General features: G+C 43.0%; 15 protein-coding genes, 1 tRNA gene and 4 pseudogenes. 6 read left to right on the plus strand and 14 right to left on the minus strand.

What is annotated here, in order from left to right; genetic code table 11:
- Positions 1-17 precede the first annotated feature (17 nt).
- Both HB631_RS03250 and HB631_RS03255 read left to right on the plus strand, forming a co-directional pair.
- A tRNA-Pro gene (locus tag HB631_RS03250) sits at positions 18-94 on the plus strand.
- Between the two features lie 217 nt (positions 95-311).
- Positions 312-1,544, plus strand: a complete 1,233-nt coding sequence (locus HB631_RS03255) for an integrase domain-containing protein (protein WP_213989736.1) — start codon at positions 312-314, stop codon at positions 1,542-1,544.
- Positions 1,545-2,862: 1,318 nt separating this feature from the next.
- Here HB631_RS03255 and HB631_RS03260 read toward each other — a convergent pair.
- The 7 genes and pseudogenes from HB631_RS03260 to HB631_RS03285 form a co-directional block, all read right to left on the minus strand.
- Complete coding sequence (locus tag HB631_RS03260) at positions 2,863-5,331, minus strand: S8 family peptidase (protein ID WP_213989737.1); 2,469 nt, start codon at positions 5,329-5,331, stop codon at positions 2,863-2,865.
- A 15-nt stretch (positions 5,332-5,346) separates the two neighbouring features.
- Positions 5,347-6,333, minus strand: a complete 987-nt coding sequence (locus HB631_RS03265) for an ATP-binding protein (RefSeq protein ID WP_213989738.1) — start codon at positions 6,331-6,333, stop codon at positions 5,347-5,349.
- Positions 6,334-6,707: 374 nt separating this feature from the next.
- Positions 6,708-6,986: a hypothetical protein gene (locus HB631_RS03270; protein ID WP_213989739.1), complete on the minus strand. Its 279-nt coding sequence runs from the start codon at positions 6,984-6,986 to the stop codon at positions 6,708-6,710.
- 30 nt (positions 6,987-7,016) lie between these two features.
- On the minus strand, positions 7,017-8,081 hold the full coding sequence (locus tag HB631_RS27270) for a helicase RepA family protein (protein WP_345945690.1): 1,065 nt from the start codon (positions 8,079-8,081) through the stop codon (positions 7,017-7,019).
- A gap of 84 nt (positions 8,082-8,165) precedes the next feature.
- Positions 8,166-9,080 (minus strand): annotated as a pseudogene (locus HB631_RS27275) (primase-helicase zinc-binding domain-containing protein); the annotation flags it as partial.
- A complete protein-coding gene (locus HB631_RS03280; protein WP_213990125.1) occupies positions 9,077-9,958 on the minus strand; it encodes an integrase domain-containing protein in 882 nt (293 codons plus the stop codon). The gene HB631_RS03280 and the pseudogene HB631_RS27275, both read right to left, overlap by 4 nt.
- A 490-nt stretch (positions 9,959-10,448) precedes the next feature.
- Positions 10,449-10,592: a hypothetical protein gene (locus tag HB631_RS03285; RefSeq protein ID WP_213989741.1), complete on the minus strand. Its 144-nt coding sequence runs from the start codon at positions 10,590-10,592 to the stop codon at positions 10,449-10,451.
- 1,089 nt (positions 10,593-11,681) lie between these two features.
- Here HB631_RS03285 and HB631_RS03290 point away from each other — a divergent pair.
- A complete protein-coding gene (locus HB631_RS03290) occupies positions 11,682-12,002 on the plus strand; it encodes a hypothetical protein (RefSeq protein WP_213989742.1) in 321 nt (106 codons plus the stop codon).
- A gap of 430 nt (positions 12,003-12,432) precedes the next feature.
- Here HB631_RS03290 and HB631_RS03295 read toward each other — a convergent pair whose 3' ends face one another.
- From HB631_RS03295 to HB631_RS26910, 4 genes and pseudogenes are all read right to left on the minus strand, one after another.
- A complete protein-coding gene (locus tag HB631_RS03295) occupies positions 12,433-13,548 on the minus strand; it encodes an acyltransferase (RefSeq protein ID WP_213989743.1) in 1,116 nt (371 codons plus the stop codon).
- Between the two features lie 142 nt (positions 13,549-13,690).
- A complete protein-coding gene (locus tag HB631_RS03300) occupies positions 13,691-13,888 on the minus strand; it encodes a hypothetical protein (protein WP_213989744.1) in 198 nt (65 codons plus the stop codon).
- Positions 13,889-14,519: 631 nt separating this feature from the next.
- Positions 14,520-14,759, minus strand: a pseudogene (locus tag HB631_RS26905) (hypothetical protein); the annotation flags it as partial.
- A gap of 45 nt (positions 14,760-14,804) precedes the next feature.
- Positions 14,805-15,002 (minus strand): annotated as a pseudogene (locus HB631_RS26910) (hypothetical protein); the annotation flags it as partial.
- A gap of 2,102 nt (positions 15,003-17,104) precedes the next feature.
- Between HB631_RS26910 and HB631_RS26915 the strand changes: the two are divergent.
- A pseudogene (locus tag HB631_RS26915) lies at positions 17,105-17,815 on the plus strand (IS630 family transposase); the annotation flags it as partial.
- 304 nt (positions 17,816-18,119) lie between these two features.
- Here HB631_RS26915 and HB631_RS03315 read toward each other — a convergent pair.
- Both HB631_RS03315 and HB631_RS03320 read right to left on the minus strand, forming a co-directional pair.
- The gene (locus HB631_RS03315; RefSeq protein WP_213989747.1) at positions 18,120-19,049 is read right to left on the minus strand and encodes a polysialyltransferase family glycosyltransferase; all 930 of its coding nucleotides are present in this window, start codon (positions 19,047-19,049) and stop codon (positions 18,120-18,122) included.
- A 17-nt stretch (positions 19,050-19,066) separates the two neighbouring features.
- Positions 19,067-19,972, minus strand: a complete 906-nt coding sequence (locus tag HB631_RS03320; protein ID WP_213989748.1) for a glycosyltransferase — start codon at positions 19,970-19,972, stop codon at positions 19,067-19,069.
- Between the two features lie 1,111 nt (positions 19,973-21,083).
- On the opposite strand from HB631_RS03320, the gene HB631_RS03325 reads away from it, so the two are divergent.
- On the plus strand, positions 21,084-22,151 hold the full coding sequence (locus tag HB631_RS03325) for a polysaccharide pyruvyl transferase family protein (protein WP_213989749.1): 1,068 nt from the start codon (positions 21,084-21,086) through the stop codon (positions 22,149-22,151).
- Between the two features lie 346 nt (positions 22,152-22,497).
- Entirely contained in the window at positions 22,498-23,403 is a 906-nt protein-coding gene (locus tag HB631_RS03330) for an SAM-dependent methyltransferase (protein ID WP_213989750.1), read from the plus strand.
- Positions 23,404-23,499: 96 nt separating this feature from the next.
- Here the strand turns inward: HB631_RS03330 and HB631_RS03335 are convergent, their stop codons facing one another.
- On the minus strand, positions 23,500-24,489 hold the full coding sequence (locus tag HB631_RS03335; protein WP_213989751.1) for a DUF481 domain-containing protein: 990 nt from the start codon (positions 24,487-24,489) through the stop codon (positions 23,500-23,502).
- Positions 24,490-24,907 lie beyond the last annotated feature (418 nt).

Consider the following 24,907-nt stretch of genomic DNA (forward strand, 5'->3'; position numbering starts at 1 on the left):
ATAGGCGCCCATGAAGTCGGCATGTAGCGCAGCCTGGTAGCGCACCGTCATGGGGTGTCGGGGGTCGGAGGTTCGAATCCTCTCATGCCGACCAATCCATCCCAAGGTTTTGTCCATTGATGTCCAGACAAGGCCAGTAAAAAATTAAAAAACAGCAAGTTATCATGACTTGCTGTTTTTTATTGTCCAATACATTCCCTCTTGATACAGTGAAATCCACAGCTTTTAGGCATACCTTTGGGCATAGGCATGGCCGGATGGATGATTCGCTATGCCTAAGCCGCAAGTCATTTTGTGTGGGGGAATGGCATATGGCTCGTCAAACCAAACCGCTGAACAATACCGAGGTCAAAAACGCCAGGGCAACCACCCGTCCGCTTGTGCTCTATGATGGCGACGGCCTGGAGCTTCAGGTGACGCCAACCGGATCCAAACTCTGGCGTTTACGTTATTACCGGCCCCATACCCGCAAACGGGCGATGATGAGCCTGGGCGCGTATCCAGCTGTCTCGCTGGCTGATGCCCGTCAGCTACGCGAACAAGCGCGAACTCTCCTTAGCAAGGATATCGATCCGCAGGAGCATCAACGCAGCGAACAGCTACGCAAGAAACAGGCCCGTGAAAGTACCTTCGAGATAGTCACCGCACAATGGTATAAAACCAAGCAATCCGCCGGATTGGCAGAGCATACCCTGAATGATATCTGGCGCTCCCTGAACAAATATGTGTTCCCTCATATTGGTTCCCTAGGCATCGCCAGTATCACCGCCCAGCAGTTTATTGGCGCATTGGAGCCTACACGCGCCGCCGGTAAATTGGAAACCGTCAAACGGCTTACGCAGCGCATCAATGAAGTCATGGACTATGCGCTAAATGCCGGACTGGTCACCACCAATCCGGCGGCCCGTATTGGCCGGGTGTTTGAAAAGCCCAAAGTCCGGCACCGCCCTGCCCTGCGTCCTGAACAAATGCCGGACCTGATGCGCTCCTTGTCTGTGGCCAGTATTCACCGTCAAACCCGCTGCGTGATTGAATGGCAACTGCTGACCATGACCCGGCCAGCGGAAGCGTCCAGTGCAAGTTGGACCGATATCGATGTCACTGCCAGGGAATGGCATATCCCGGCAGGACGGATGAAGATGAAGCGCGAGCATATTATCCCGCTTTCGCCGCAGGCGCTCCGCTTGCTTGAGGTAATGCGGCCTATCAGCCAGCACCGGGAATATGTCTTCCCCAGTAACCGGCATCCGCTGGAGCCGATGAGCAGCCAGACGGCTAACATGGCGCTCAAGCGCATGGGGTTCAAGGATGTGCTGGTTGCCCATGGTATGCGAGCTATGGCGTCAACCGCGCTCAATGAGCAGGGGTTTCCCCCGGACGTTATCGAAGCCGCGCTGGCACATATTGATACCAATGAAGTGCGCCGGGCTTATAACCGGGCGCAGTATTTACAGCAGCGCCGGGAAATGATGGACTGGTGGGGAAATTATGTCGAGCAGGCCGCCATCGGCAACCTCAGCATCGCGGTGGCTCTGGGTGCGTGATAATAGGTAGGGACAGGCCCCTTGCTCTTGCCCTGCTCCCCATTTTTCTCCCCACTTTTATAGCGTCCAGATTATCCCCCACCTGTTTTCCGGTGATACAGGCTCAACCCAGGCAGAATGCGGCTTTCGGGTTGGTACCCCACTTTATGTCTATATATAGCCGGAAAGTGGGGAGAAATCGTGATTGCGAAGCGGCTCTACCCATAGGGTTTCACTTGGGTGCCACTTACTCCGCCGCTTTATCCGAAGTTGATCAGGGCACACGTTTCATCGGTTAGGACTACCTTAACCTTACAACCGAGTACCATCATTACTTTAATCGTTACAGTAGATCCGATAAAAAAGACGGCTACCTTATCACCTGGCCAACGGGAAGTCTTAAATATAGGTATGAAACACGCATTTCGTCACGGCAAATGATCGACGCAACTGGTGGTTTCGTTGGCGCAGCGATTTATACTCAGTAGTCATACTGCTAAAGGTTTTATTTAATACCTGATATTCATCAGACAAACGGGTATGCCGCGCATCCAATTGTTTAGCGGCATTAAGCAACCCGCGCATTTCGTTAAACAATTGCTGCATCGCGGCATGTTGTTCTAGCTTTGGCAATTGCCATTAGCTTTCGGAGAATCAACGTGAAGATATCTGCGTACCTGTAGCTATGTTGATTTTAGCAGCAAAAATATTTAAGGCGGCGCGAGCGCATTACGAAAATAGTCTTAGCGGTTTAGACTCCTGGCTTTTAGCGCCTGACATTTCACCTCATAGCCTACTAGCCCTTTAGCAATACCTTCGGCGCCGTATTGACCGGCAAAAATGATCCGTTCGATAACGAGAAAGAACGATTGCAATTTTTCTTTACGACAGCCCTTACCTTTGCTACTGGGTTTGGCCCGATGGTATAGTTGCATAACTCCAACCACTGGTGAATTAACAGCTCGGTGTTGAACAACAAATACGAGCCACAAAACATAAACATGCTGCCCACCGATCTAAGCACTCGTCAGAGTTCTGCTAGTATGCCATCCAACCAGGATAAATAATTCTCGACGTGACACCCTCAGATTAACATATTTGCATTCCTTGGTCTGGTAGTACGGAGTGTAAATAACTTCAATACAGTCGTTAGGGACGATTTTGAATTAATAGAAGAGAATTGACGTTAACAAACGTAAAAATGGTTAAATTACAATTATTTTCGATAGACCAGAGATTCCTTTTTTAAGTTCAATAAAAAACAACTGGTCATCATTAAAATCACCAACAGAACATATGATAAGTTGGTGATTTTAACTATTAACATAACAGCAAACTATTATATATTAATTTCATTAACAATTTCTACAGCATTATTAATTTTCGCTTCATTATCGATAGCAATCGTATTACTAACTGACGCGTAAATATCCAGATCTGTATCACCAACGTCCAAAGAAACTATAAGTGAGTATCTGACACTTTGCAATGCTCTATTGTCTTTGAACGATCTATTTTTCCACCAACCTGAAACAGGATAAACTGCTAGAATATTTCTTGTTGATAAGTCAGATGCTATCCCTTTCCATGTATCTTGATGGAGAGATCCTCTTCTTCTTAATGCATCACCAAGAAACCATCCGGTATTATCAGCAGCTTCATAATCATCGTCTTCTTGATTAATTCTTGTTATAAACGAATTAATATTTTCAGTACTATTGATCATTTTAAACCTAAGACCGTGTGACTGATATCTGAATCTACTTTTGTACGATTTTCTTCCAGGATTTGGCTCAATGAAATAAGATAGAGTAACTCTTAACTTAACCTCGGAAGCGCCTAGAATGATTAATTCCTCAGCAGGCCAAGGAAGTTTAATAAGATTCATTTCATTCATTTTAACTTCGCCATTAACGATCTTATATGGCTTGAGTGTTTCTTGACAAATCATTGTCAGATAAGAATTACTGCTATTTATAGTCCTATTATAATTGGGTACACCGTGACCAAAAGCCCTTAACAAATTTTCTTTACAATCCTTAGGCTTGAGCCCTTGTGCAGAATCAACCTCGACCATGTGTAGCATCTCAGGTGTCCAGGCAGCAGAGTGAACGATTAGACCCCTTATAGTTTCCGGCCAAAAACCTGGGTATGTAGACCATAAATTTGCCGCTAACCTTGTTGTTAAAGCAGTGGCTGCACTTGTTTCACGATGATCTGTAAATAAAGCCCCCCCAGCTGTGAGACCGGAGGTAGTAGCTAATGAGACACAATCGGCATTTGTATAAGATACGGAATCAGGTGATATAAGTATATTTCCACCTTCCTCGACTATATCTGGTTTGAACGGTCCTTCTTTTTTCCAATCCCAGTTTATTGAAGTACGAGATGTTGGGCATAAACCACCAGAAGCTGCTTGTGGAGTCCAATCACGGAACGAAGCTTCACTAATTGATACTTTTTGCGTGTAAGCACCTACTGTAAGTGCATTCCAAGATTGCGCAGGATCTTCAATAGCAAATTCTCTGTTGACAGCGGGATATCTATTTAGCAAACTCAAGTCTCTAATATTTCCCGCGCTAATAATAAATATATTATTTCCTATTCCCGAAAAGTTTATCTGATCTATCTCAGCGGACCAAGATGTTGGCTGTCCAGACAATCCATCGTTATCTGTTGTAACAGCTAAAGAAAATATTTTGTTATTATCAATATTTTCTCGAGATTTACTTACAGAAAAATACATCAATGCACCATAAAGCTCTTTATCTGAATCATTATTCGGGGGTAAAATTCTGCAAGTTTCAAGCAAATAGGGAATATTTATAGAGTCCTCGGACACAATTACATCTGCAAGATCTCCGTATAAAATCAAGCCAGCTTGGCGCGTACCATGATCATTTTCAATATCAAAATCAGGCCAAGCAGAATCCCAAGAATAATTAAGGCGAGGATTTGTAGCAATGCTTATCAATGGATGATTGTAGTTTACACCCCCATCCAAAATCACAGCTGAGACATCATTATTATCTCCTATAATAACCCTACTCAGAATTGAACGAACCCAGTCTGCCTGGTCATGAGGATTTTGGGTTAAGATAAAATGAGGGGTATCAACGACCAGCCTTAACTCTTGTAAACAAGAGATAAGCACCAAAGATTTTTTTAATTCATTAATTGATGCTTTCACCACCACCACTGAAACCATGCCAAATAATATTTTACTTTTCCCAACAGAAATATTATTATTTCGGCAATAATTAAGAAAATTATCAACTTCAGTCCTATCGAAGCTTCGAACTGTCAACCAAACTTCCCACCACAAGACAGCATTTTCATCAGGATAAAGACTCTGATGTGATGTAAAAAAAGACTGTATATCTGCAATACGAATTGTGTGAACATTATCAAAAAGATTATTATTAGAAACTTTCTTAAGTTGTTCAGCATAAGTTGTTATTTTATTTTGCAGATATAATCTTTTATTTTCAGGAATAAATACTGTGACCATTTGCACATTATTCACAAAATTAACATTGCACAACCTGATACTTTTATTGTCCAGTGAGTCAATATTTATTTCGTAACCAGGCATGCTTTCAAAAGTTAAAAATATTCCTTTTTCCGATTCTTCACCGAAGTCTAGAGTAACACTTAATGGATAGCTTATTAAGGTTTGTAATAATGTTTGGCCGTGATACTGTCTTTCTTCTGTTGTGCGTTTGAATTTTAAAAAGCTTCCAAATCCATTAGCCTTATATTCTTCTGATAAAGCATAACCTTCTATCAATAAATGTCGATAATCCATATAACCAACCTTTTATCAAAATTTTCTATTTTCTATTGCTTTGATAATCGATTCATTATTAATTTCGGTTTTCAAAAGAATAGAGTCCTTGGCGACATCATCACAAGCTTTTGCGATATCAGCATAGCTTGAACCATCAGCTACTTTGCAAATATCATCCCAAGCTAAATTTTTTGCATTAAACAATGACAATCTATTCATGATGGCTTCCTTGGCTTGCTCGGCGGAAGGATTATTATATTTTATAATTCCATCGAATCGTCTGAATAACGCGGAGTCAAGCATATTCTGATTGTTAGTTGCGCATATTATTAAGCTTTCAGAGAAATCTTCTTCAAGGAATGTAAGAAATGAATTTAGAACGCGGCGTATCTCTCCCACATCATTATCGCTATTTCGATGTGCACCGATAGCATCAAACTCATCGAACAAATAAACTGCTTTTTCTTTAGAGATAGCATCAAATATCTGTCTCAATTTTGAAGCTGTTTCACCCAAGAATCGTGTTATTAAAGCATCAAATTGAATAGTGTATAAGCTAAGATTTAACTCAGTAGCAAGAACCTTAGCTGTAAGTGTTTTGCCTGTACCAGGAGGCCCTGACAATAAAATTTTACGCCGTGGAAACAACCCAAATCTTGCAAGAATATCCTTCTGCCTATACTCTAAAATTACTCGCTGAAGCTCTGATAAACTGCTATCACTCAAGATCATTGTATTCAGTTTTATCTTAGAATATGTTTTTTGCAGTAAAGCAGAATTTGCTTCTCCATTCTTATAGTTTGAACGGTCAGCGTTATCATTTTTAAATGCAGGTTTTATGTACTCACGTTCGTTTGTATTTTGGACCTTATAAACAATGCCTCTTATTTCTTCAGCCAACCGTGAATGCCCAATTTTTTCTTCTTTTGCTGCTATCTGCAAAGCGGTTGCATAAAACCTAGGAGCGTCTCCCTCTGAGAAAAGTTTAATGAGTGCTTTGATCTGCTCTGCGGTTGCCATAGTCTGTAAATTTTCTCTAAATGTCATTATGGTAAGTATCGCACTATGTTATAGAATTTTCTATATCGTATGTCTCGAAACTAAAGCATAGACCGAAAATCTCATTATCTATGTGTGCGTTTCAGCAATGGTGTGGATCTGGTCTAAGGTCAGTACAGTGGCATCGACACATCCAAATGTCACCTTCGAATGCCCCACGCGAAACTGATACGTCCCCAGCCCTCATCACATAATATCTTTAGATCGCGCATTTTTGGCAACCGCCAGATTGCCGGCACCAGCAATGGAGCGCTCGACAATCTGTATCGCGGCCATTCCCATGCTGGAGATCAACTTCCCTTCGCCGTATCGAGTAACCCTTCCACAATAGTGAATCAAAATTCAATTTTATCCATGCCCAAGCGTCCGACAAGTAACGCCCGTTCCTGGCGATTGTTTCCGCCCAACATGGAATCCAACTCGGCAAATCCGATCATGAGGCTGGTAATAATGGCGTCATCGTTGATGCGTTTGTCCATCAGATCCATATAGTTCGGCAACAGTTCCTTGATATGGACCAAGTTGGTTGCGCTGACGACCGACAGCGCAACCAGCTCAGCCAGGGCATGTTCTATCACCGGGCCCCACTGTTGGTTGTTAGTTGCAAGCCTCACGGGTAACCTAGGCTGTTCCTTGAAACAGCCCTATCGCGTTGTGGTTATTGTCAGACAAATATTTTCGCCATGAAGCGTAATCAACCCTTCTTTTTCCAGCTTGAGCAGCCAGCGGGAAAACTTCTTATCGGCGTTGATACCCTTGGGGCGCAGTGCCTGACGAAGCTGCGTGCGGGTGCAGTCACCGAGATCGAGGAGTGCCTGCCAGACCGCGATATGATTGCCCGTCAGATGCGACACTCCTGCCAACTCCGGGTAAACCACGGTCGGGTCCTGTGCCGCCCTGGACTGGTCATGCAACACCAGGGAATCCACCGGTTCACCGTCCTCATCGACATACACCGTGACCGGGCTCAGGTCATACGCCGCCGGTTCAGGCGGCTCTGCGTCCTTCATCTTAGTGCAGCTCAATACCAAGGAATGCCCTTCGCCTTCACGCCGGACGTTAAACTCCGCGTCCAGCGCCGCCTGGAATGCGCTGGAGCCCCGTGCGCCCCGGTCCTGGTCCTTGCCGGAGTGATGGACAATCAGCACCGAGGCCTGCGTGGCGGTGCGAATGGCGTCACAGCCCTGAATGAAAGCGCCCATGTCGCGTGCGGCGTTTTCGTCCGAGCCGCCAAAGCAACGGGCCAGGGTATCAAGGATAATCAGCCGCACCGGCAGGGCGGTCAGCCGGTTCACGTCCGCCGCCGCCTGAATGACCTGACGCACACTTTCCGGGCTGGCGGGGAATACGGCACAGTCTACGCGGAACAGGCTGTCCACCGGGCTATTGCCGTTGAGCGTCTGCTCCCAGGCCCGGATACGGCGCGGGACGCCGATACCGCCTTCACCGGCTACGTAAATTACCGCGCCCTGATTCACCCGCTGCTGCGCCCAGGGCTTGCCGGTGGCAATATGGCAGGCCCAGGAGACCGCCAGGAAAGACTTAAACGAGCCGCCCGGCCCGTAGATGCTGCTGAGCGAGTTGCCAGGGATATGACCCTTAATCAGATAGTTCTGCGGGGTATCATATCCCTCCGAGCCCCGGCGCAGCGGCAGGGAGGTGGTGAGTTCAGGGGAATGACGGTCAACGGGCGTGATACCGGGTTTCATGGTGGCGCTCTCCTGGTAAAAATCAGAATGTGAAATGAAAAGCTGGCGGTAAAAATCGCGGTGGGCCTGTTCGGGGCCGTACAGGCGCAGGGCATCATCGTGGTCGGTTGCCTCACCGAGCGGCAGCACGACCACTCCGTTTACGGTGCAGGCGGCGCGTACTGCCTGCAGTTTTCCGGGGTTGTCTGGATGAGTTCGGTCGTTATCGGCGGCCAGAATAAGGCGTGCCTGCGGATAGGCCTCGCGCAGGGTACCGGCCACATTCAGCAGGTTATTGGCTGACAGGGCGGCACAGACACGCATCCCGGTCATAGCCCGGACCGCCAGCGCGGTGGCGTAACCTTCGGTAATGGCGATGTCTTCAGTGGCTGGAGTGGTAGAGCCGGCTTGAGGGCAGACAGTGGCATCCGGCGGCAGCGCCACAAAAGCGCCTTTCAGGTGCGAGCCCGGGAGCAGATGTTTGGTCCCCGCCGGGCTGACCAACTGGACGCCGGTCAGTTGTCCGATGATATCCTGCAATGCCAAGACCAGCGAGCCAGGGGGAAAGATGTCTCTGGCCACGGTGATGGTCTGTCCCGCCGACAACACCGGTACGGCCAGGTCATAGCCCTTCGCTTTCAGGTAAGGGGACTCCCCCGTAACACAGCGGGCCAGCAAGGCATTGACCCGAGCGGCGATATTGACGGTCGGCCGGGCTTTTTCCCTGGCTGGCGGGGTTGACGTTGCGCTCTCCAGAGAGGCCACTCTTCTGGCCGCCTCTGCAAGCGAACAACGGTGGACGCGGACCACTAGGTCCAGTCCGTCGCCGGCCCCGCATCGATTGCAGTACCAGGTGCCACGCCCTTCCCGGTCATCCATACGAAAGCGGTCCTGACCACCACAGACCGGACAGGGACCGTGCCGGTGATGTGCCGGCACCGGTATCGACAGCAAGGACAGAATGGCGGGCCAGCGGTGCCGGGCCTGACGGGTGATGTCTGAAACAAAGGTGCTCGTCACAGGCTCACTCCCTGGGCATACACCCGGCGAATATAACGCCCGCGCCCGTCGCCATGACCGAGGTCGGTGGACGTCAAGGCACAGGCTTCCCGCAGACTGAATCCTTTCGCCCTATAATGGCGAAGCGCGTCCTGCGCCCAGGCATAACGCAGGCTGTGGGGGGAATATTCCCCGGTCAGCCCGGCGCGGGTAGTCTGTGAGCGCCAGTAGTTCATGGCGGTTTTCAGATCGGGTTTGGGGATTAATCGTCCATGACGCGTGGCGGCAATATCCAGCGCCCGATTGACGGCGTGTGTCATCGCATCACGGTCCAGTACCAGGGTCTGGCGCGGACGTCCGCCCTTGGTACCGAAGATCACTGCCAGACGTTCATCACCACGCGCCAGCTCTGTGGCCCAGGTTTGCAGCGATTGTGAACACTGCACGGCTTCCTGCGAACGCAGTCCCATCAGCCGGGCCAGCTGTAGCGTGGCGGCCAGTCCGGCATCTTTTTGCGTAAAGTTATCGAGGGCGGCCTGATAACACGCCTGGCTGATGGCGGTACGGGTGCCGGCCCGGCTGGCTCCCCGCAGCCCCAAAGCCCAATTACTGAGCCGGTCAGTGTCGGCCAGTTTGTCCCGGCCTGCTTCGCGCAGCATCATCCGAACCGCGGCCATCTCATTGTGCAGGGAGCGCAGACTGATGCCCTGCGCCTGACGGTCAGCGATATAGGATTCGATATGTTTCGCTTTCAGGTGACTGACCGATTTCACCTGAATGTTGAGGGCAAGCAGATGCTTAGCAAGTCTCTCCGCCATGCACAGACGGTCATGGACCGTCTTGTGGCTGCCTGCGGCCTGACGGGCCAGCTTCTGCATCTCTCGGCTTAATTGTGTCATCATGGTTTCCCCTGTCTCCGGCGCGCGTTAGTTCGCGACACGGGGTTATCCCGTGCCGTGCTGAACAATGCCTGTGCGCCGGAGTGGCAGTGGTTGAGGTGTAGCGGGGTGTCGGTGATGCACTCGGTGCAACCGCCTGCGTCAGCAGGAAATCCCCTCAGGCGGTAAAGCCTGCCTCAGGCATTGATTCAGTCCTCCTTTGGTGAATGGATGAGAAGAATTGACGCAGAAAAGCGTGCGTCAGATGACAGGGATGCTCAGTCTGGCAGCATGATGCCAGCGCTGGCGTGGTGGTCGGGTGCGGCGTCACTTTCACCCGTAAGCACGGGAAAAGTGACGCCGCTGCCTCATGGAAACATCAGTTGAGGCAGAAAAGGCCACGGCCACGACGAATGCGCCAGGGTGGAACGGGGATTACATACGCCAGCCAGGGAAAGGGCATGGCATTGGGGATACAATCAGACAAATGACCGCAGGCAAAAGCCAGGCATCAGTGAGAGATGAATATCAGCACCGGATTGGCGCAGAGGGATAAACGAGCCACCACCGCCGAAGCGATACCCGCACTGCCGGTGACGAAGCGGGCTAGGGAGTGACCACTCAGATTATCCCTGAGCGTTGCCTTAGAGGTCATGGCAACCTGGGGTGTTGTCCTCAGACAACAGGCACAAAATAATCCTACACCGGCAATTATCCGCTGGCAAGGCTGACGCGCTTCGCTTGTCGTCTCAAGTTTTCCCATGCAAACAAGTTGTATGGGAAAACTTGAGATTGGACTGACCTCACAGGATGTCGTTCTAGACGCTTAATATTATGAGTCTTGAAACTTATGGGAAAATTCAAAAAAGGTAGCACATCGATAACTTTTACCAGAATATCGCCGCTGTTATCCTGTCAGCTCATATTTTTTGTTCATTTTTTTAGGCATACATTTAGGCATATTTTCATTATAATGAGTTTAAGTTTTATATATTATACAAGAAGTTAATATTGCAAATTTATTCCTCTCATGCCGACCAATCCATCCCAAGAAAACCAACCTGTTAAGGTTGGTTTTTTTATGTCTGAAATTCGGGGATGGCAATTGGATTGTAAAATAATGGTAAAACTCACCCAAAATTAGACCGCCTTACATCCCCGGACAATCATCAAACGCCCCCGTCCACATATCGTTCAGCGCATATTGATCCTGTGACATGAAGCGCTATCTCTTTTAAGACCCGCGGTTATGATTAAAAAGTAGGTGTTATCACCCAGCGCTTACGTACTGTATCATTTTGCTCGCCCACCGACCCAGGACCGGCGGGCTTTTTTATGCCTGAACTCTGCCGACACTCCTTTTGTAACAACTAAAAACCATTCCAGAACAATCACATTACAAACACTTTTACGCTACTTTGATATCATTCAACTGCTTCCTAGCCTGTGAAGCTGAGTATTTTTTCATTGCATACAACTTTTCGCCCGCTTGCTTAATTGCGGGCATTTTTTGTGCGTCAACAGTTCGTTATCATCCGCGTTAGGCCAAACGGCAGTTAAACGCAACGCATTGAGCGCTGGAGGATTTTAGTTGTTGCGCACATATAATGGCCGATTCGCAAACAAACGATCAATTCAAAATGTTACTAGCAGAGGAATTGAAGCGGATGTATGCTATGAAAATTGCATTTAGAGAAGTTGGAATGAGGTTAAATGCAGCTAGTTATAGCTTTAGGGGATGATAATGAGAAAGTCTACTTCTGAAGATATTTATAAGGACATAAAATTTATGTCCAAAAGGATAGTTAGAGTTTTAGGGGCTTTACTTATTATAGCGATAATATTAGGTGGTATTAATTATTCATATGACCAATTTAAATTATATCAAAGAGAAAAAATTATTTTATCAAAAGATTCAATCTTCGCTAAATCACATGTTCCGCTAACTTTCATCAATAACGACTTCGGAGATAATACAGAGATATATCTCTGGTTTGTTGGAGATACGCAGGACCATGCAATACTAAAGATAAATTCAGAATATTCCGTTTTTTTTGACGCATAAAAATTATGACGGCGGCCTCGATACTATTCATATTGCAGGGGATGCTTGTCCATCGGCAGGCGTCTACTTATATAATGGAATGATAGAAAAAGTTGGATGTGAAGATAAAGAATACTATCTTAAAAAATAATCTTTCTTAAAATAATAGCGACCATCAAACAAAATTAATATCAAATATTTTGCGGCGAATATCGCATATTTTAAAATGAGAGTTGCTCTGTTCAAAATAATTATTTAATTTTTAAAACGTCGAGAGACACTCTAGGCATTAATCATTTCCGGGCCTACCCTAGTCCGCTTTTTGCCCAATAAACTGAACATGCTTGGAAGCGTTAGACTCCCCGCGGCAAAATGTAGCCTCATTCGTGTATTATTTGGCGTGAACCGTGGGTGAGTAATATTACGACATGGATTTTCGAGAATTGTTAATTTATTTGATTAATAAATTTCTCGTAGTGAATTTTTTCTCTAAAAATGAATAGCAAGCGCAACCTGCTACAAACGTAAATACAATTCCTGAAGTAACTGAGAAAAGCACCAATTCTAATGGACTACTTGTAATATTTTTGTAGTATAAAACAAACCAAGAAAAAAAAGGGAGATGCCACAAATAAAGGCTATAACTTCTCACGCCGATCCATTTTAATATTTTATTTTCAAGAATTGATGTTATTTTTGCGCTCTGTCCATTTCCGCTAACTATAGAAAGAATAATCATAGACACCGAAACATCAAGTAATGAGTAACCAAACGTCTGCACAAAAATACTCTTCTTAAATTGATACCCATGGTACCAGAATACCGTTAGCATAGCCAAAAAAAGAGTTATACCTAACATAAAATTATAATTTCTAATTCTCCTAGTTATTAAGCAACTTTTTCTAATACATGATACCATGCAACCAAGCGAGAATGCATCGATTCTGCTAAAAGTAAATGAATAAATTGCATTATCCAAGGAACCGTGCAGCATTAGTAAAAACCTTGTTGCAATTGCCAATACGATCATAAAAATTGAAAATTCACGCATTCTACCAAATAGCATGAAACCTAATGCAAACATTATATAAAAGTGTATTTCTATAGCAATCGACCATAAATGATATAATGAAAAATATTGGTCTCCAAGCCCCGCCCTATCGTAAAAGGATAAATAAATATTACTGAACAGGGTCCACAAAATCCATGAGTTGTTTAGTACTTTGTTCTCTCCTTGTAAAAAAAATGATAGGAACGAGAATGTTACTATTAGTATTGCATAAGGCCCATACAATCTTCTTACGCGTTTAAATATAAATAGTTTAAATTCATATAATGTAAACCTGTCCTGCCTTTTGAATATTTCACAAATTAGATATCCAGATATTACAAAAAATATATCTACTCCAACCCAACCAGCAGAAAAAAAACTTAGAACTAGTCTTCCTATGAATCCCAAAGATTCTAACTCAGGTTCAAGAAATGACGAAAAGTGAAACATCATAACCATAACCATTGATACTGCCCTAAGACCATCAAGACCCTTTACATAATTCTTATATTCCATAAATATTTTTCACATAGTCATCACAAGAAAAATCTGATAACCTACTATATCATAGTTGTAATTTTACCTGCCACCCATGACGGATTTTTTAACTATGTAATGTTCTTCCGTCATATCTGCTGGGTGAAGGATCACTAGTAACCTATAGCGGACATTTAGGAGAACCATCTGGAGCTGTAAATATTCCGTTTTTTGGATTATAAGAATAACCAATCCCAACCACGACATTGTCGTTAATCCCAACAGGAGATTCGCTTGTCGGAATTTCCCATTTACTAACGCCATCCCAAACGATAATATTAATTACCACATTATCTTCGATGATTGCAAAATTGGCCATTATGCATACTCCCGTATTACACATATTCCTGGCCGACCTGCCCCCCCAACATAACCTGTTGCGCTGCTCGATACTGATGAGGCTCCGCCGCCGCCTGAACCATACCCTGTTCCGGTGCCACCGACATTGGTGCTGGGCGTGCCACCGACACCCATCGGAGTCCCCCTCCATCACCACTGATTGCACTGCCGGCGGAGAAAACAAGCCCATTCGTTCCCCGCTGTCCCGCATTATTGATATCACCACCCGACGCGATGGTTTGTTGTGATCTGCTACCGCTCACACCAGGACCAGTCGTAGCAACGCCGGTACCGCCCCCCCCAGGGCCAACAACGTGGTCCCAAACGAACTTTGCCCACCACCACCCCCGAATGTTCCCGCCGTCGCGCTACCACCAGCTCCAGCTGGCTCCAATGGTAACAGTGACACCAGAAAATCCTGTAATAAGTGCAGCTCGCAACCATGAGTCTGCATTACCCCCAGCACCTGTTGCAGCAGTTGTACTAGTAGTTGCGGCCGCTCCGCCGCCGCCACTGCCAATTAAAAGTATTTCAATATGTGTGGTCCCTATCGTTGGGGTATATACCCCGGATGATGTGGATGTTTTCACATTCAGCAATCGACCAGATCCAAATAAACTTTGTATAGCTGCTAAAACCTGCGCATCATTATTGGGACCAAGCACTAAACCTGCTTCTTGTACGATATTTACTAGTTCTCGTTGTAATGTATTAAAAAACGCAGCAGGCAACATTGTTGGCGGTATGCCGCCTGCAACATTACCGTCCGTGAATTCCCCTGCTGTGGTCGCGGTATTAGTGATATTACCGATTTTTTTGCATAGAAAAGCCCTCGCCCTTAAGGCGTATATTGATTAAAAGGATTTTAAAAAATTATTCGGCGTAGCCGAATTTTACTATTGCATTAGCATAAGCGAGCTATCAAGCCAGACTAAAAGCATTGCACATTTCCGCGCCATTATAGCCTGGCCGGGCAGGTTACCCGTAAACGGTGATGCGTCTTTCAAAAACTGAGCAACCCGATTCAGGAGTTGCCACATATATCGTCATGAATGATTACGCGTTATCGTCTCATGTAACGATAACCGGAGCCGTTATATGGGTTCAACCACCCTGCCAGAGGGGGACCGTGACAGCGGAGCTTTTAACAGGTCGGGATACTGCCTTCTGTCAACTTGCTGAAGGCAACGGTAGAGTGTGTGATGGGCAGCCCCCAACCTGTCCGGTTCCAAACAAGTGAATCGGTGAACTTCAATGACGGATGACACCTCGATGAAACATTGACTGGCGTTAGCGATCAGCCAACGACAAAAATAGCGTCTCGATGAATTCCGACCCGGCATGATACGTAAACAGCGCGGGCGAAGTAATTCTCGGCCGGATTCAAGATATGTAATATATCAAGACTGAGCGATTATCAAAAATTATCCGCTAGTGATGATGGTAATAGAATAATTTACATGAAAATTGTCGATCATGCACATAATATTAATATGAAATTATAAAGTAATAAAACGATAGGACATTATAATCCATTGCACAATAGCAGATTTAGTTTAACACCGTGTTGCCTGTAAAGAGTGGGGAAATTCTCAGCGCTTATCCGCTATTCTTCAATATTACTTATGGGTTCTCTATGTTTCATGGCAGTGATGTCTCTGCTTCCATCACGGATAAACATATTGACTGGCGCAAATTTCTGGCTAAATGGGTAGGAAATAATGTATCATTTTTACCGATAGAAAATACAGTAATTTTAAAAACATTAATGGAAATTTTATAATGGAAAGACTAAAAGGTCTTGACGGAATCAGGGGGATTTTGTCGGTGATTGTGGCACTTTCTCACGCTTACGGTCACTATACAGGCTGGGATTCCGGTATATATCCCGTTAGGAACGCATCCTATGCGGTAGACATATTTTTTATTTTATCCGGAATAGTACTATATCATGTTTATCATGAAAGGTTAAAGAAAGATGAAACAAATTTCTATGAATTTGTATTAATTAGAATATTAAGACTGTACCCAATGCATATTTTTTGCATGATGCTTATTCCGATATCCCTATATATATCCGCTGGTGTCTTTTATCCAAATTGGATTCAAAACGTTACACCACATAATATATTTGGTGATATATTATTAATGAACTCTATAAATGTAGGGTTTTCCTTAGCAACCAATCAACCTAGTTGGTCTATATCGGTGGAACTTTATGCGGGCACTTTAACTGCTTTCATTTGTTGTAAGAGTAGGATAATGCCATATCTATTGGCAATATTCTCGGTTATAATTGCATTCTGCTTTAGTATCCCACCTGTAGGTCAGGGAAAAGCTCATGTATTGTTATTAAATAGCGGAATTGTAAGGTGCCTTTTCAGTATGTCACTTGGTATTATATCTTACTCTGTTATGAAATATTTTTTACCATCAATAATTAAAAATATTTTGATGGTTAGACTGATAGCGTTGATTGGCTTTGGAGTGATTTTAATAACATCTTTCAGTGTAACACTCACCCCATTGACTTATTTTCTTATCACGTTTATATCAGCCGCATCAATCTCTATCAATGCTGTAATCGGCGTAAGATGTCTAAATTTTCTTGATTCACGGTATTTTTTGATGCTTGGAAAGAGGTCTTTTTCAATATATCTATTACATACTCCCGTATTGTATTTATTTTTACGCTGTAAAAGTGAAAATCAAATCTCAAACTCAATACTCGCTTTCTTATTGATAATGCTAACAATTTTTTTATCTAAATATACTACGAAATATATTGAGCACCCATTTATAAGTTTTTATCATCAAAAGGTCCATCAGCGGCGATAAAATTGATCACGCCCAGATATAAAAGCTTCCAACTATACTAACTGGCGGCGTAAAGCCGCCTGACCAGCACGCGCCCTAAGCTGGGGGGGCAAAACCTACCCCTCATCGAATAACTCAATCCATACATTGTTGATGACATAAATCACTATGCTCCCTGCAAAAATTGGCGGAGGGTTAAATGGGGTAACCCCATTTACTATAGTGATATATGACAAAATCGACAGATGTAAAAAATAAATCGTTAATAATACACCCCCTGAATAGCTTCACTCAATAGTTGATCACTCGAAGGGAAATCAGCCGGTATTGTATTTTGTCCAATCGGCAAACTAACCAATATCACCATCCGGACTGAGTTATGCCGATCATTGCATTTATCCCTGATGAAGAACGACGTCTTATGAAAAGAGAAGCTCAACAAACTCATGATAAAAACTACGCTCGCTGACTGATGGCGATGCTCATATTTCATCAAGAAATGGCCGTCACTCAGGTCGCGAGAATACTTTGTGCAGCCCGTTCCTTAGTAGGCCGGTGGATTAATTTATTTACTTTATAATGAGTTAGTGGGTTAAAAAGTCTCAAGCCCGGTCGTGATCCACAGTGGCCTGTTGCTGATGTCTTGCCCATCTTTGCCGCTTATTGTGCAACGTTCACCACAGGATTTCGGCTGGTTGCGCCCCCGCTGAAATACCGAATTTTTGGCGCTTGTCGTTTATCGGCTTTTTGATATCTTGCTCCATCCCGTCACATGACACCGCTACCTGAGAAAGGCGGGCCTTGTCTGGCGCAGAGCCGCACCGATACTGAAATCACAGACCCTCAAATATGGGGAAAAACGCACAGCCATAGAGCAAGCCCTGGTGCAAAATTCGGTCGATAATACGGTGTTTTATCCAGATGAAGTCGATATCGAGTTAAACCCGCCTAGGACTGATGTCTGAGAGGACAGCAAAAACGTATCGCCACGCCGGGGATGAATCAACAATATTACCTGGCGGGCGCACTGCATGCCGGTACAGGACAAGCCGATTATGTCCGCGGTAGCAGTAAGAACTCAGACCTATTTAATAAACACCTAAATAAGCTTGAAAGGAAGATAAGATGGAATGTCGTGGGTAGCGGTGAATTGAAGGATTTAATCATATATAGTGTCTAAATGTTAATAGAATAATATTGGCCAGTGCGTCGCTTGCCGAACTGGCCGAATTTAATACGTTAGGGTTACAAAACTCGAATTTATTCATTCAGACGTCGCCACTCCTAAAATTGACTTTCCGCAGCGCGAAAACCTTAGTTACCTAATGATAAATATATTAATCTTAAAAGTCTTAGGGATCGGGTAATAGACTTTTTTGTAAAAATGCAATGTTTTATGGGAATGCAATCTCAGATATATTTTTCACAAATGAATTTTGTATTTTAATCAAATCATTTTGTCTGTCACCCATCAATGCCGAATCAATTGAATAAGCTTTGATATTATGCAATAACTCAGAATTTATTAAAAGCGTTGAACACACCCCAAAAATAAAAGAAATTTTTTCTATATTTTTTAACAAAAGAATATCTGTCAATGGTATATTGACATCTATAAATTCCAAATTTAGCGATTTATCGTTGTAAAGATTTTCTGCAAATGTAACCGAAGAATCTATTCTTGTATGTTTTGTCATGAGTATTTTATAACCAAGAAAGCTCATTCTTGACATCATGGCATGTATTTCCTGGGCAATTAAATTATTATCATTTTCATTGGGGAAGCCTCCATGCCCTATAAAAATGATGTTTTTATTCCCCCGCAAGCTTGGACAAAGATAGCATTGCGATGCTTTTTCAAGCAAAAATTTTACCGCACTAGCAGGAATAGGAACAGATAATAAATTTTTTACATTATTAAGAAGATGCGGATGCAAACAATAAAATATTCCCTTGTATTCACAACCTTTTTTAAGAAATTGACTATAGCTGGTTAACCCCTCTTCATATAGATTATAGTGACGAGATTTAAACGTATCTTTAATTAACGCTAGCATTTCAAAAAATGGGGTAACCACTTCATAAAATTCTTCGACATCAGGTTTAAAATGTATGCCATCCACATAATATTCCTCATGTGATATTACATTAACAGAGGCCCAATTTGGGTACATCCTGTAGGCCCATCGAGTATTTTCTTCCCTAGACTGTCTGTCTAGTGTTACAAGTAAATGGTTTCTATAACCGCTTTCAGATTGCATCACAAGTGCCGCAGCCAAAAGGGTTGAATAATAACCAGTGGATACAAATAGTCTTTCTTTCATAAACCCTCTCAAACTGTCTATCTAAATAATTTATTAACTATGCGTGCCCATAAATTATCATGGTTCTTTTTATCAAACATAGAAAATGTTCTATCAAAAAAGTGTTGATGACTTAATAATTCAGCAAAAGAAAAAGCATCACCTATTCCCAGGGTGTTTTTCCTAAAGGAATCTCTTAGCCATTTATTAATCACTCTTGACTTATAAAGTTTTTGCAAATTTTCTTCGGTCAATAAATGGTTTTGATTTTTTACTAACGAAGAGTTGTAATGCCAGTAAGCTAGAGTCTCATTTAAAAGAGCGATATCATATTTACATAAAAAACGAACATTAAACTCCCAATCGCCGTAGTAAGGAAAAATTTCATCAAAATAACCAACATCATCCAAAACATCTCGCTTAAATAAAAAACTCGCTTGTGTGAAAAAGTTTTCAGTTAATAACTTAAGGATATTAATGGATTTGATATGTTGATTATAATTCCTTCCTTTTTTTTCAAAAATTTTTCCCCTTATTATCTCCTCTTGAACTCTTTGCACATAACAAATTATACCTTTTGTATTGGGCCATTTATCACCTCTTAAAGCGTCTAGCGATTTTTCTAAAAAAACCGGCTCCCAAGAATTATCATCATTCAAGATAACAATGTAGTCAGATATTGAACTTCTAATTCCTATGTTTGAACACGCCATGACCCCAACTGAATTTTCATTATGGACTACCTTTAGTCTACCTTTATAGTCTAATGTATATTTATTCGATAAATCCTCAACTTTTTTTACATCTCCACCATCATTTATGATGACATGATTCCAATCACTGAAGCTTTGCTGTAAAACAATGTTTATACACCTTTCAAGCATAATTCCACTATTTTTTGTTCTCGTAATTATGGCCACAGCGCTTTTTTGTTTGTTTTCCATATGTTGACTTACCCGCCGCTCAATTTTTTAAATATAAACTACAAAGATTAGCCATAGTATAAATTAATTTATCATTAAAATGAAATTATTTATTGTGTTAGAATTTATATGACAATAACTGGACTTCAAACGTATCGGATGAACCTCTCGTTCAGACACATTCGTGTCTCTACACCTTCAACGCTGTACACTGCATAAGGTCTTATCACTCTTATTCAGGGTTGACGGTAGGCTAGTTAACCAAACTCATTAAAAGAGTTCACTATAAAGAAATCGACAGCTAAAAAAAAGATCTTCATCACTTCATGTCCGAGGTATCTGAGTAGACATTAGCAACGGCCGATGTTTACGGCGTGTCGCATGTTTTCAATAAGGTTATGAATCGCGTTTTTGAAAGTGGCATTGTAAACATATGCACTCAATAACCGCGAACTTAAACACTTCTAAGCCTATCATGCGCTTGGATTGCTGTCATTATTATGATATTGGATTAAAGGTCTTCCATACCGTCAAAGTTTGAGATCAGATACTAAAGTTTTTTTAAAGCAAACTGGTAAAAAAAATTAATTGCCAAGCCTAAAAAATTAAGTATCATCATAACATTTCGCACCATAATAACCATTAATTGAGTTTGGAGCAATATTGTATGAAACCTTTTTTTTAAGATATCTGTGTTGTTACTTGAAAGAATCCTTTTCATGATAGCTGAATATAGCATATTTCATCACGAGTCGATGCTTGACGCCACTCAGATTGATCGTTTGAAGCAGAGATCTAAGTTTTTTCAATATACAAATAAAGGCAGATGATATAAGTTGATAGCTCTTTTGAGTAAGATAGTTAATGTATATTAGCCGTATTGATGTATGTGGCCGATATCAATCAATGAATTTTTATAATGTTTATTTCTTCAACAAAAATCGCAATTTTTATGCAACTTTTAATCTGAGGCATTTTTTACATAAGCGTTATAAAAATATATCTTTTTAAAGCCGGGCTCATCCTAAATAGTCTTTTATACGATATATGACTCCTATAACGCTTTTCACTCTTAGCTCATGCTTCTGATTTTAGATATATATAAATATTTTTATTTTACAAAGGGTGATTTATGGCTAAAACTGTATTATTAATTAATGACACTGAAGATGTGTACCACTGGGGTTGCTATGGTACTTCTCATGCGATAAAAGATAAATTACATGAAAAGGGAGCTAAAGAGATACTTACCGTATCAGTATATGAGGTTCACAATTTAAAAAACATACCGAATTCTTTACTCGAATTCGGTGAACAGAATACTTTTATAACTGAATATCCTGAAATTTCTCAAAAAATGAAAAGCTCAGATATCATTGTCATTAATGGGGAAGGGACGATTCATGATTTTACTCCCTATTCAAAAGCTCTGCTATTTCTCATTTATGCTGGAAAAACCTTTTTTAATAAAAAAACTGTTTTGATTAATCACTCATGCTTTCCAAACACAATTGATGCAGATGCCATTAGCTATTATAAAGCCGCTTATAATTGCTGTGATTTTATTGCCGCTCGAGAAACGTACTCTGTTAAAATTATCAATGAAATTTTAAATAAAGAATGCTTTTTGGCGTTTGATAGCTTACCTTTGACTATAAAATCAATTCACTATAATTTAAATGAGAGGAGATTCAAAGAATCTTATATATGTATTTCTGGTGCTGTTAATTACGATTTCGACCGTTCAAAAATGGTCGCAAAAAGGCTTTTGAAGGAATTTCCTCATCATAAATATTTATTTTTATCCGGTTCAAAAGAAGAAGGCATTCACTTTGAAGATGCAATAGCTTTTGAAAGTCTTAAAGAATACATACCTGGCATGGAATTATATGGCGCCACAAGTTTTAGTGATTGGGTTTCTGTTATAAAATATGCTGATTTATTAATTTCTGGGCGTTATCACTATACCATTGGGGCTTTATGCGTTGGTACTCCAACAGTTTATTTCCCCTCAAACACACCCAAAATTGACGCAATAGTCAAAGATTTAAAATTACCAAAGGCTATTTATAACAAAAGTGATTTTATATTTAACTTACAGCTTATATTCCGAATAAAACAAGCTAAATATCGGAATTGGAAAGTCCTTTTAGAAAAATTATGCATTCTTGCTGACAAAAATTATGAGTGGGATTTGTAAAACAACACTCATTTTTATTAATCACATCTAAAAGAAGCTTTAGTTATAATTGATAGTTAATCATTTATAATAAATTCATGATCCGATAAATTGAGACGACAGTTTTTTAATTACGGAAGATATAAACATTGCATTTATGGTTTACTAACTTACCCTAAGGACTGATTTAAGGTCAGAATTTGTTGGTAAACCAACCGTAAACTAAAAGCAATTGATTCAGATAACAAAATCGATGTATTTTTTTCATAAAGAGAACCTAATCACCCTATTACCTCTTAAATAGTGCTTTTTTAACTCATGATTTTAATAAGGAATACTCTACCTCTCCCGTATAAAAGGTCCTCTTATGAGTAAGAAAACCAAACCCTTTTTCTCCACCACCGCCGAGATGGTCTGCCTCCTGCGTGCAAAATCCTTTAACGAAAAGCGTGAATTCTATAAAAGCGACGACTATGTTTCTGTTCTGATAAGCCACTCACTTAATTCTTTCTTATCAATCATGCATAAGTCGTTTGTACTGGGATTTGATGGCTTCAATCCCATGCTGCCGGCAGGCATCTATGAATATGTTGTCGCCCGGACCCGCTATATCGATAATTTATTCAGTACCCTGCCGGCCGGGACATCCCATGTGTTTATATTAGGCGCAGGCTACGACTCGCGGGGGTTTCGCTTTCAGGAAACGCTAAAAAGCTGTTTGGTGTATGAATGCGATCATCCGGATATGCAGACCCATAAACGACGGCTCCTGGAAAACATTAATATTGATTATCCTGCGAACGTAAAATTTGTTCCCATCGATTTTTCCAACAACTCTTTCGACGAATGGATAAAATCCCTTGATTTAAAACCGAAAAATAGCTGTTTTTTTCTGCTTGAGGGACTGACTATGTATCTCTCCCCGCAGCAGATGAAAAGCATCCTGCACACCGTCAGCCAGGTTGCGGCCGGACAATGCCGGCTTTTTTTCGATTATGCCTATGCTGAAGTTATCAGGGGTGAATACGGCGGTTATAACGAGGCCGAATGCATCGCTGAGGTAAGAACCGTGGGGGAGCCCTGGAAATTTGGTATTGAAAAAAGTGCGCTGGCTGAATTTTTGCAGCCATATAGGCTGGCGGTGGTTGATGAGATGACTAGCCGAGATATAGAGCATAGTCAATTCACCGACCAGGACGGCAGATGCCATGGACACGTCATAGATTCCGTGGCCTGGGTACTTGCACAAAGAATAAATGAGGCAGGATTGTAGCCCACCGCAAGCGGCAAGCCTTTCCACTGCTAAGGTCGCAACCTTTACACTGGCATTGTTGGGCAAACACGACGAGTCCCGCCGCGTTTGATTCCCTTACCAAATTACGCCAAGGCCAGTGGTGAGGGTCCTTTCATTAAGGCTGTCTCGCGTACCGCTGACCCGGTCATAACCGTAGGAAAGGTTTAGCGTTGCCCGATCGGTAAGTTTATACCGAATACCGGTGTCGGCATCCAGGCTGGACGTGTCGCCGGACAATGAGTGGGCAAATTCGCCACGGGCGTATAATTCCAGACGCTTGCCGAAGATAAAGCGACCGTAATCCCAGCGGATACCGGTGGCGGAAAAATGATCCTGTTCACCGTCGCTATAAAGGTAGTTGACCCGGCCAAGCAAGGCCGTTAAAGAAAAGGCCCCCAGTTCATTGTCCCAAAACTGGTAGCCGGGACCGGTACCGACGAGAAATTGCCGGGAAAGATCTTCAACCCAGTCACGTTTAAATATCAACCGGCCTTGCCAGAACAATTTCTGATTAATAAAATGATCGAGGGAGTAACGCGCACTGTAATTCTCTGTATTAACAGTAGAATTCTCCGTTTCCCGATTGTAAGTCCCGCCGAAATCATGGCGCCACATGCCGTGGCTCAGCTTACCGTTAAAATCCAGGGCATAGTTCTGGCTGCGCGTTGAGGATTTTTGCAGATTAACGCCGATATCAGCATTACCGTTCCACACCAGGTCGGTGACGCGAGGCTTGGGTTTAACGAACTGACGAATTGTCGCTATGGGCACGTCTTTTCTGGTTATCTTATCCGATACCACGACGTGTCCAGGTTTTGCCGATTGTACCTTTAACAGGTATTCAGCCCCTAAAGAGCCGTTACGCAAGAGCAAGGGACTTTCACTCTGAAGGGTGCTTACCGCCGACCAATCCAGAGATAACAGGCCGCCGTAGGTCGTCTGCAAAACCAGTTTGCCGCCGTCCAGCGATTTTATGTCACCGCTAATCCGATCGCCATTTTTGAGAAAGACGGTATCGGCAAGAGCCAATCCAACAGGGATCATGATAAAGAACAGCCAAGCCATGAGTACGGCTACGGGCCTGAGGCGGGTGAAGGGGTTCATAAACGAGTTTACAATAATTTAACGGATAATAATTATAAAGGCATTTATCAAGAACATAATCAATAGGACTGTTTAACCTGTAGCGATGCCAACGTCGCCGACTTCCGGTATGTAACAGCGTATTCGCCCATTTCTCATAGTTGAACTTTGTGCTCGCGGATAAACCTTGCGGGATAAAGAGCGCTTTTTTACAAAATGCCTTCCCTGTCACAGCCTAAAGCGCGAATCCAGGCCATGATTCAATCATAGAATGGAGGTGACTTATGCTGCGTACAAACGACATTGCATTTTTAGCCGGACTTGCCTTGGTCATTGTTGGCTTTGTTACATTCATGTATGCATAACAAAATACATGCTGCCTGAGGATAAAAAACGTTCT

The organism is Sodalis sp. dw_96 (genome assembly GCF_018449575.1).
Lineage (GTDB): Bacteria > Pseudomonadota > Gammaproteobacteria > Enterobacterales > Enterobacteriaceae > Acerihabitans.

Excerpts from the sequence above, each read along its gene's own strand:
- HB631_RS03255 (WP_213989736.1), top strand. The coding sequence starts at position 312 with ATGGCTCGTCAAACCAAACCGCTGAACAATACCGAGGTCAAAAACGCC.
- HB631_RS03260 (WP_213989737.1), bottom strand. The coding sequence starts at position 5,331 with ATGGATTATCGACATTTATTGATAGAAGGTTATGCTTTATCAGAAGAA.
- HB631_RS03265 (WP_213989738.1), bottom strand. The coding sequence starts at position 6,333 with ATGGCAACCGCAGAGCAGATCAAAGCACTCATTAAACTTTTCTCAGAG.
- HB631_RS27270 (WP_345945690.1), bottom strand. The coding sequence starts at position 8,081 with ATGAAACCCGGTATCACGCCCGTTGACCGTCATTCCCCTGAACTCACC.
- HB631_RS03280 (WP_213990125.1), bottom strand. The coding sequence starts at position 9,958 with ATGACACAATTAAGCCGAGAGATGCAGAAGCTGGCCCGTCAGGCCGCA.
- HB631_RS03285 (WP_213989741.1), bottom strand. The coding sequence starts at position 10,592 with ATGACCTCTAAGGCAACGCTCAGGGATAATCTGAGTGGTCACTCCCTA.
- HB631_RS03290 (WP_213989742.1), top strand. The coding sequence starts at position 11,682 with ATGAGAAAGTCTACTTCTGAAGATATTTATAAGGACATAAAATTTATG.
- HB631_RS03295 (WP_213989743.1), bottom strand. The coding sequence starts at position 13,548 with ATGGAATATAAGAATTATGTAAAGGGTCTTGATGGTCTTAGGGCAGTA.
- HB631_RS03300 (WP_213989744.1), bottom strand. The coding sequence starts at position 13,888 with ATGGCCAATTTTGCAATCATCGAAGATAATGTGGTAATTAATATTATC.
- HB631_RS03315 (WP_213989747.1), bottom strand. The coding sequence starts at position 19,049 with ATGAAAGAAAGACTATTTGTATCCACTGGTTATTATTCAACCCTTTTG.
- HB631_RS03320 (WP_213989748.1), bottom strand. The coding sequence starts at position 19,972 with ATGGAAAACAAACAAAAAAGCGCTGTGGCCATAATTACGAGAACAAAA.
- HB631_RS03325 (WP_213989749.1), top strand. The coding sequence starts at position 21,084 with ATGGCTAAAACTGTATTATTAATTAATGACACTGAAGATGTGTACCAC.
- HB631_RS03330 (WP_213989750.1), top strand. The coding sequence starts at position 22,498 with ATGAGTAAGAAAACCAAACCCTTTTTCTCCACCACCGCCGAGATGGTC.
- HB631_RS03335 (WP_213989751.1), bottom strand. The coding sequence starts at position 24,489 with ATGGCTTGGCTGTTCTTTATCATGATCCCTGTTGGATTGGCTCTTGCC.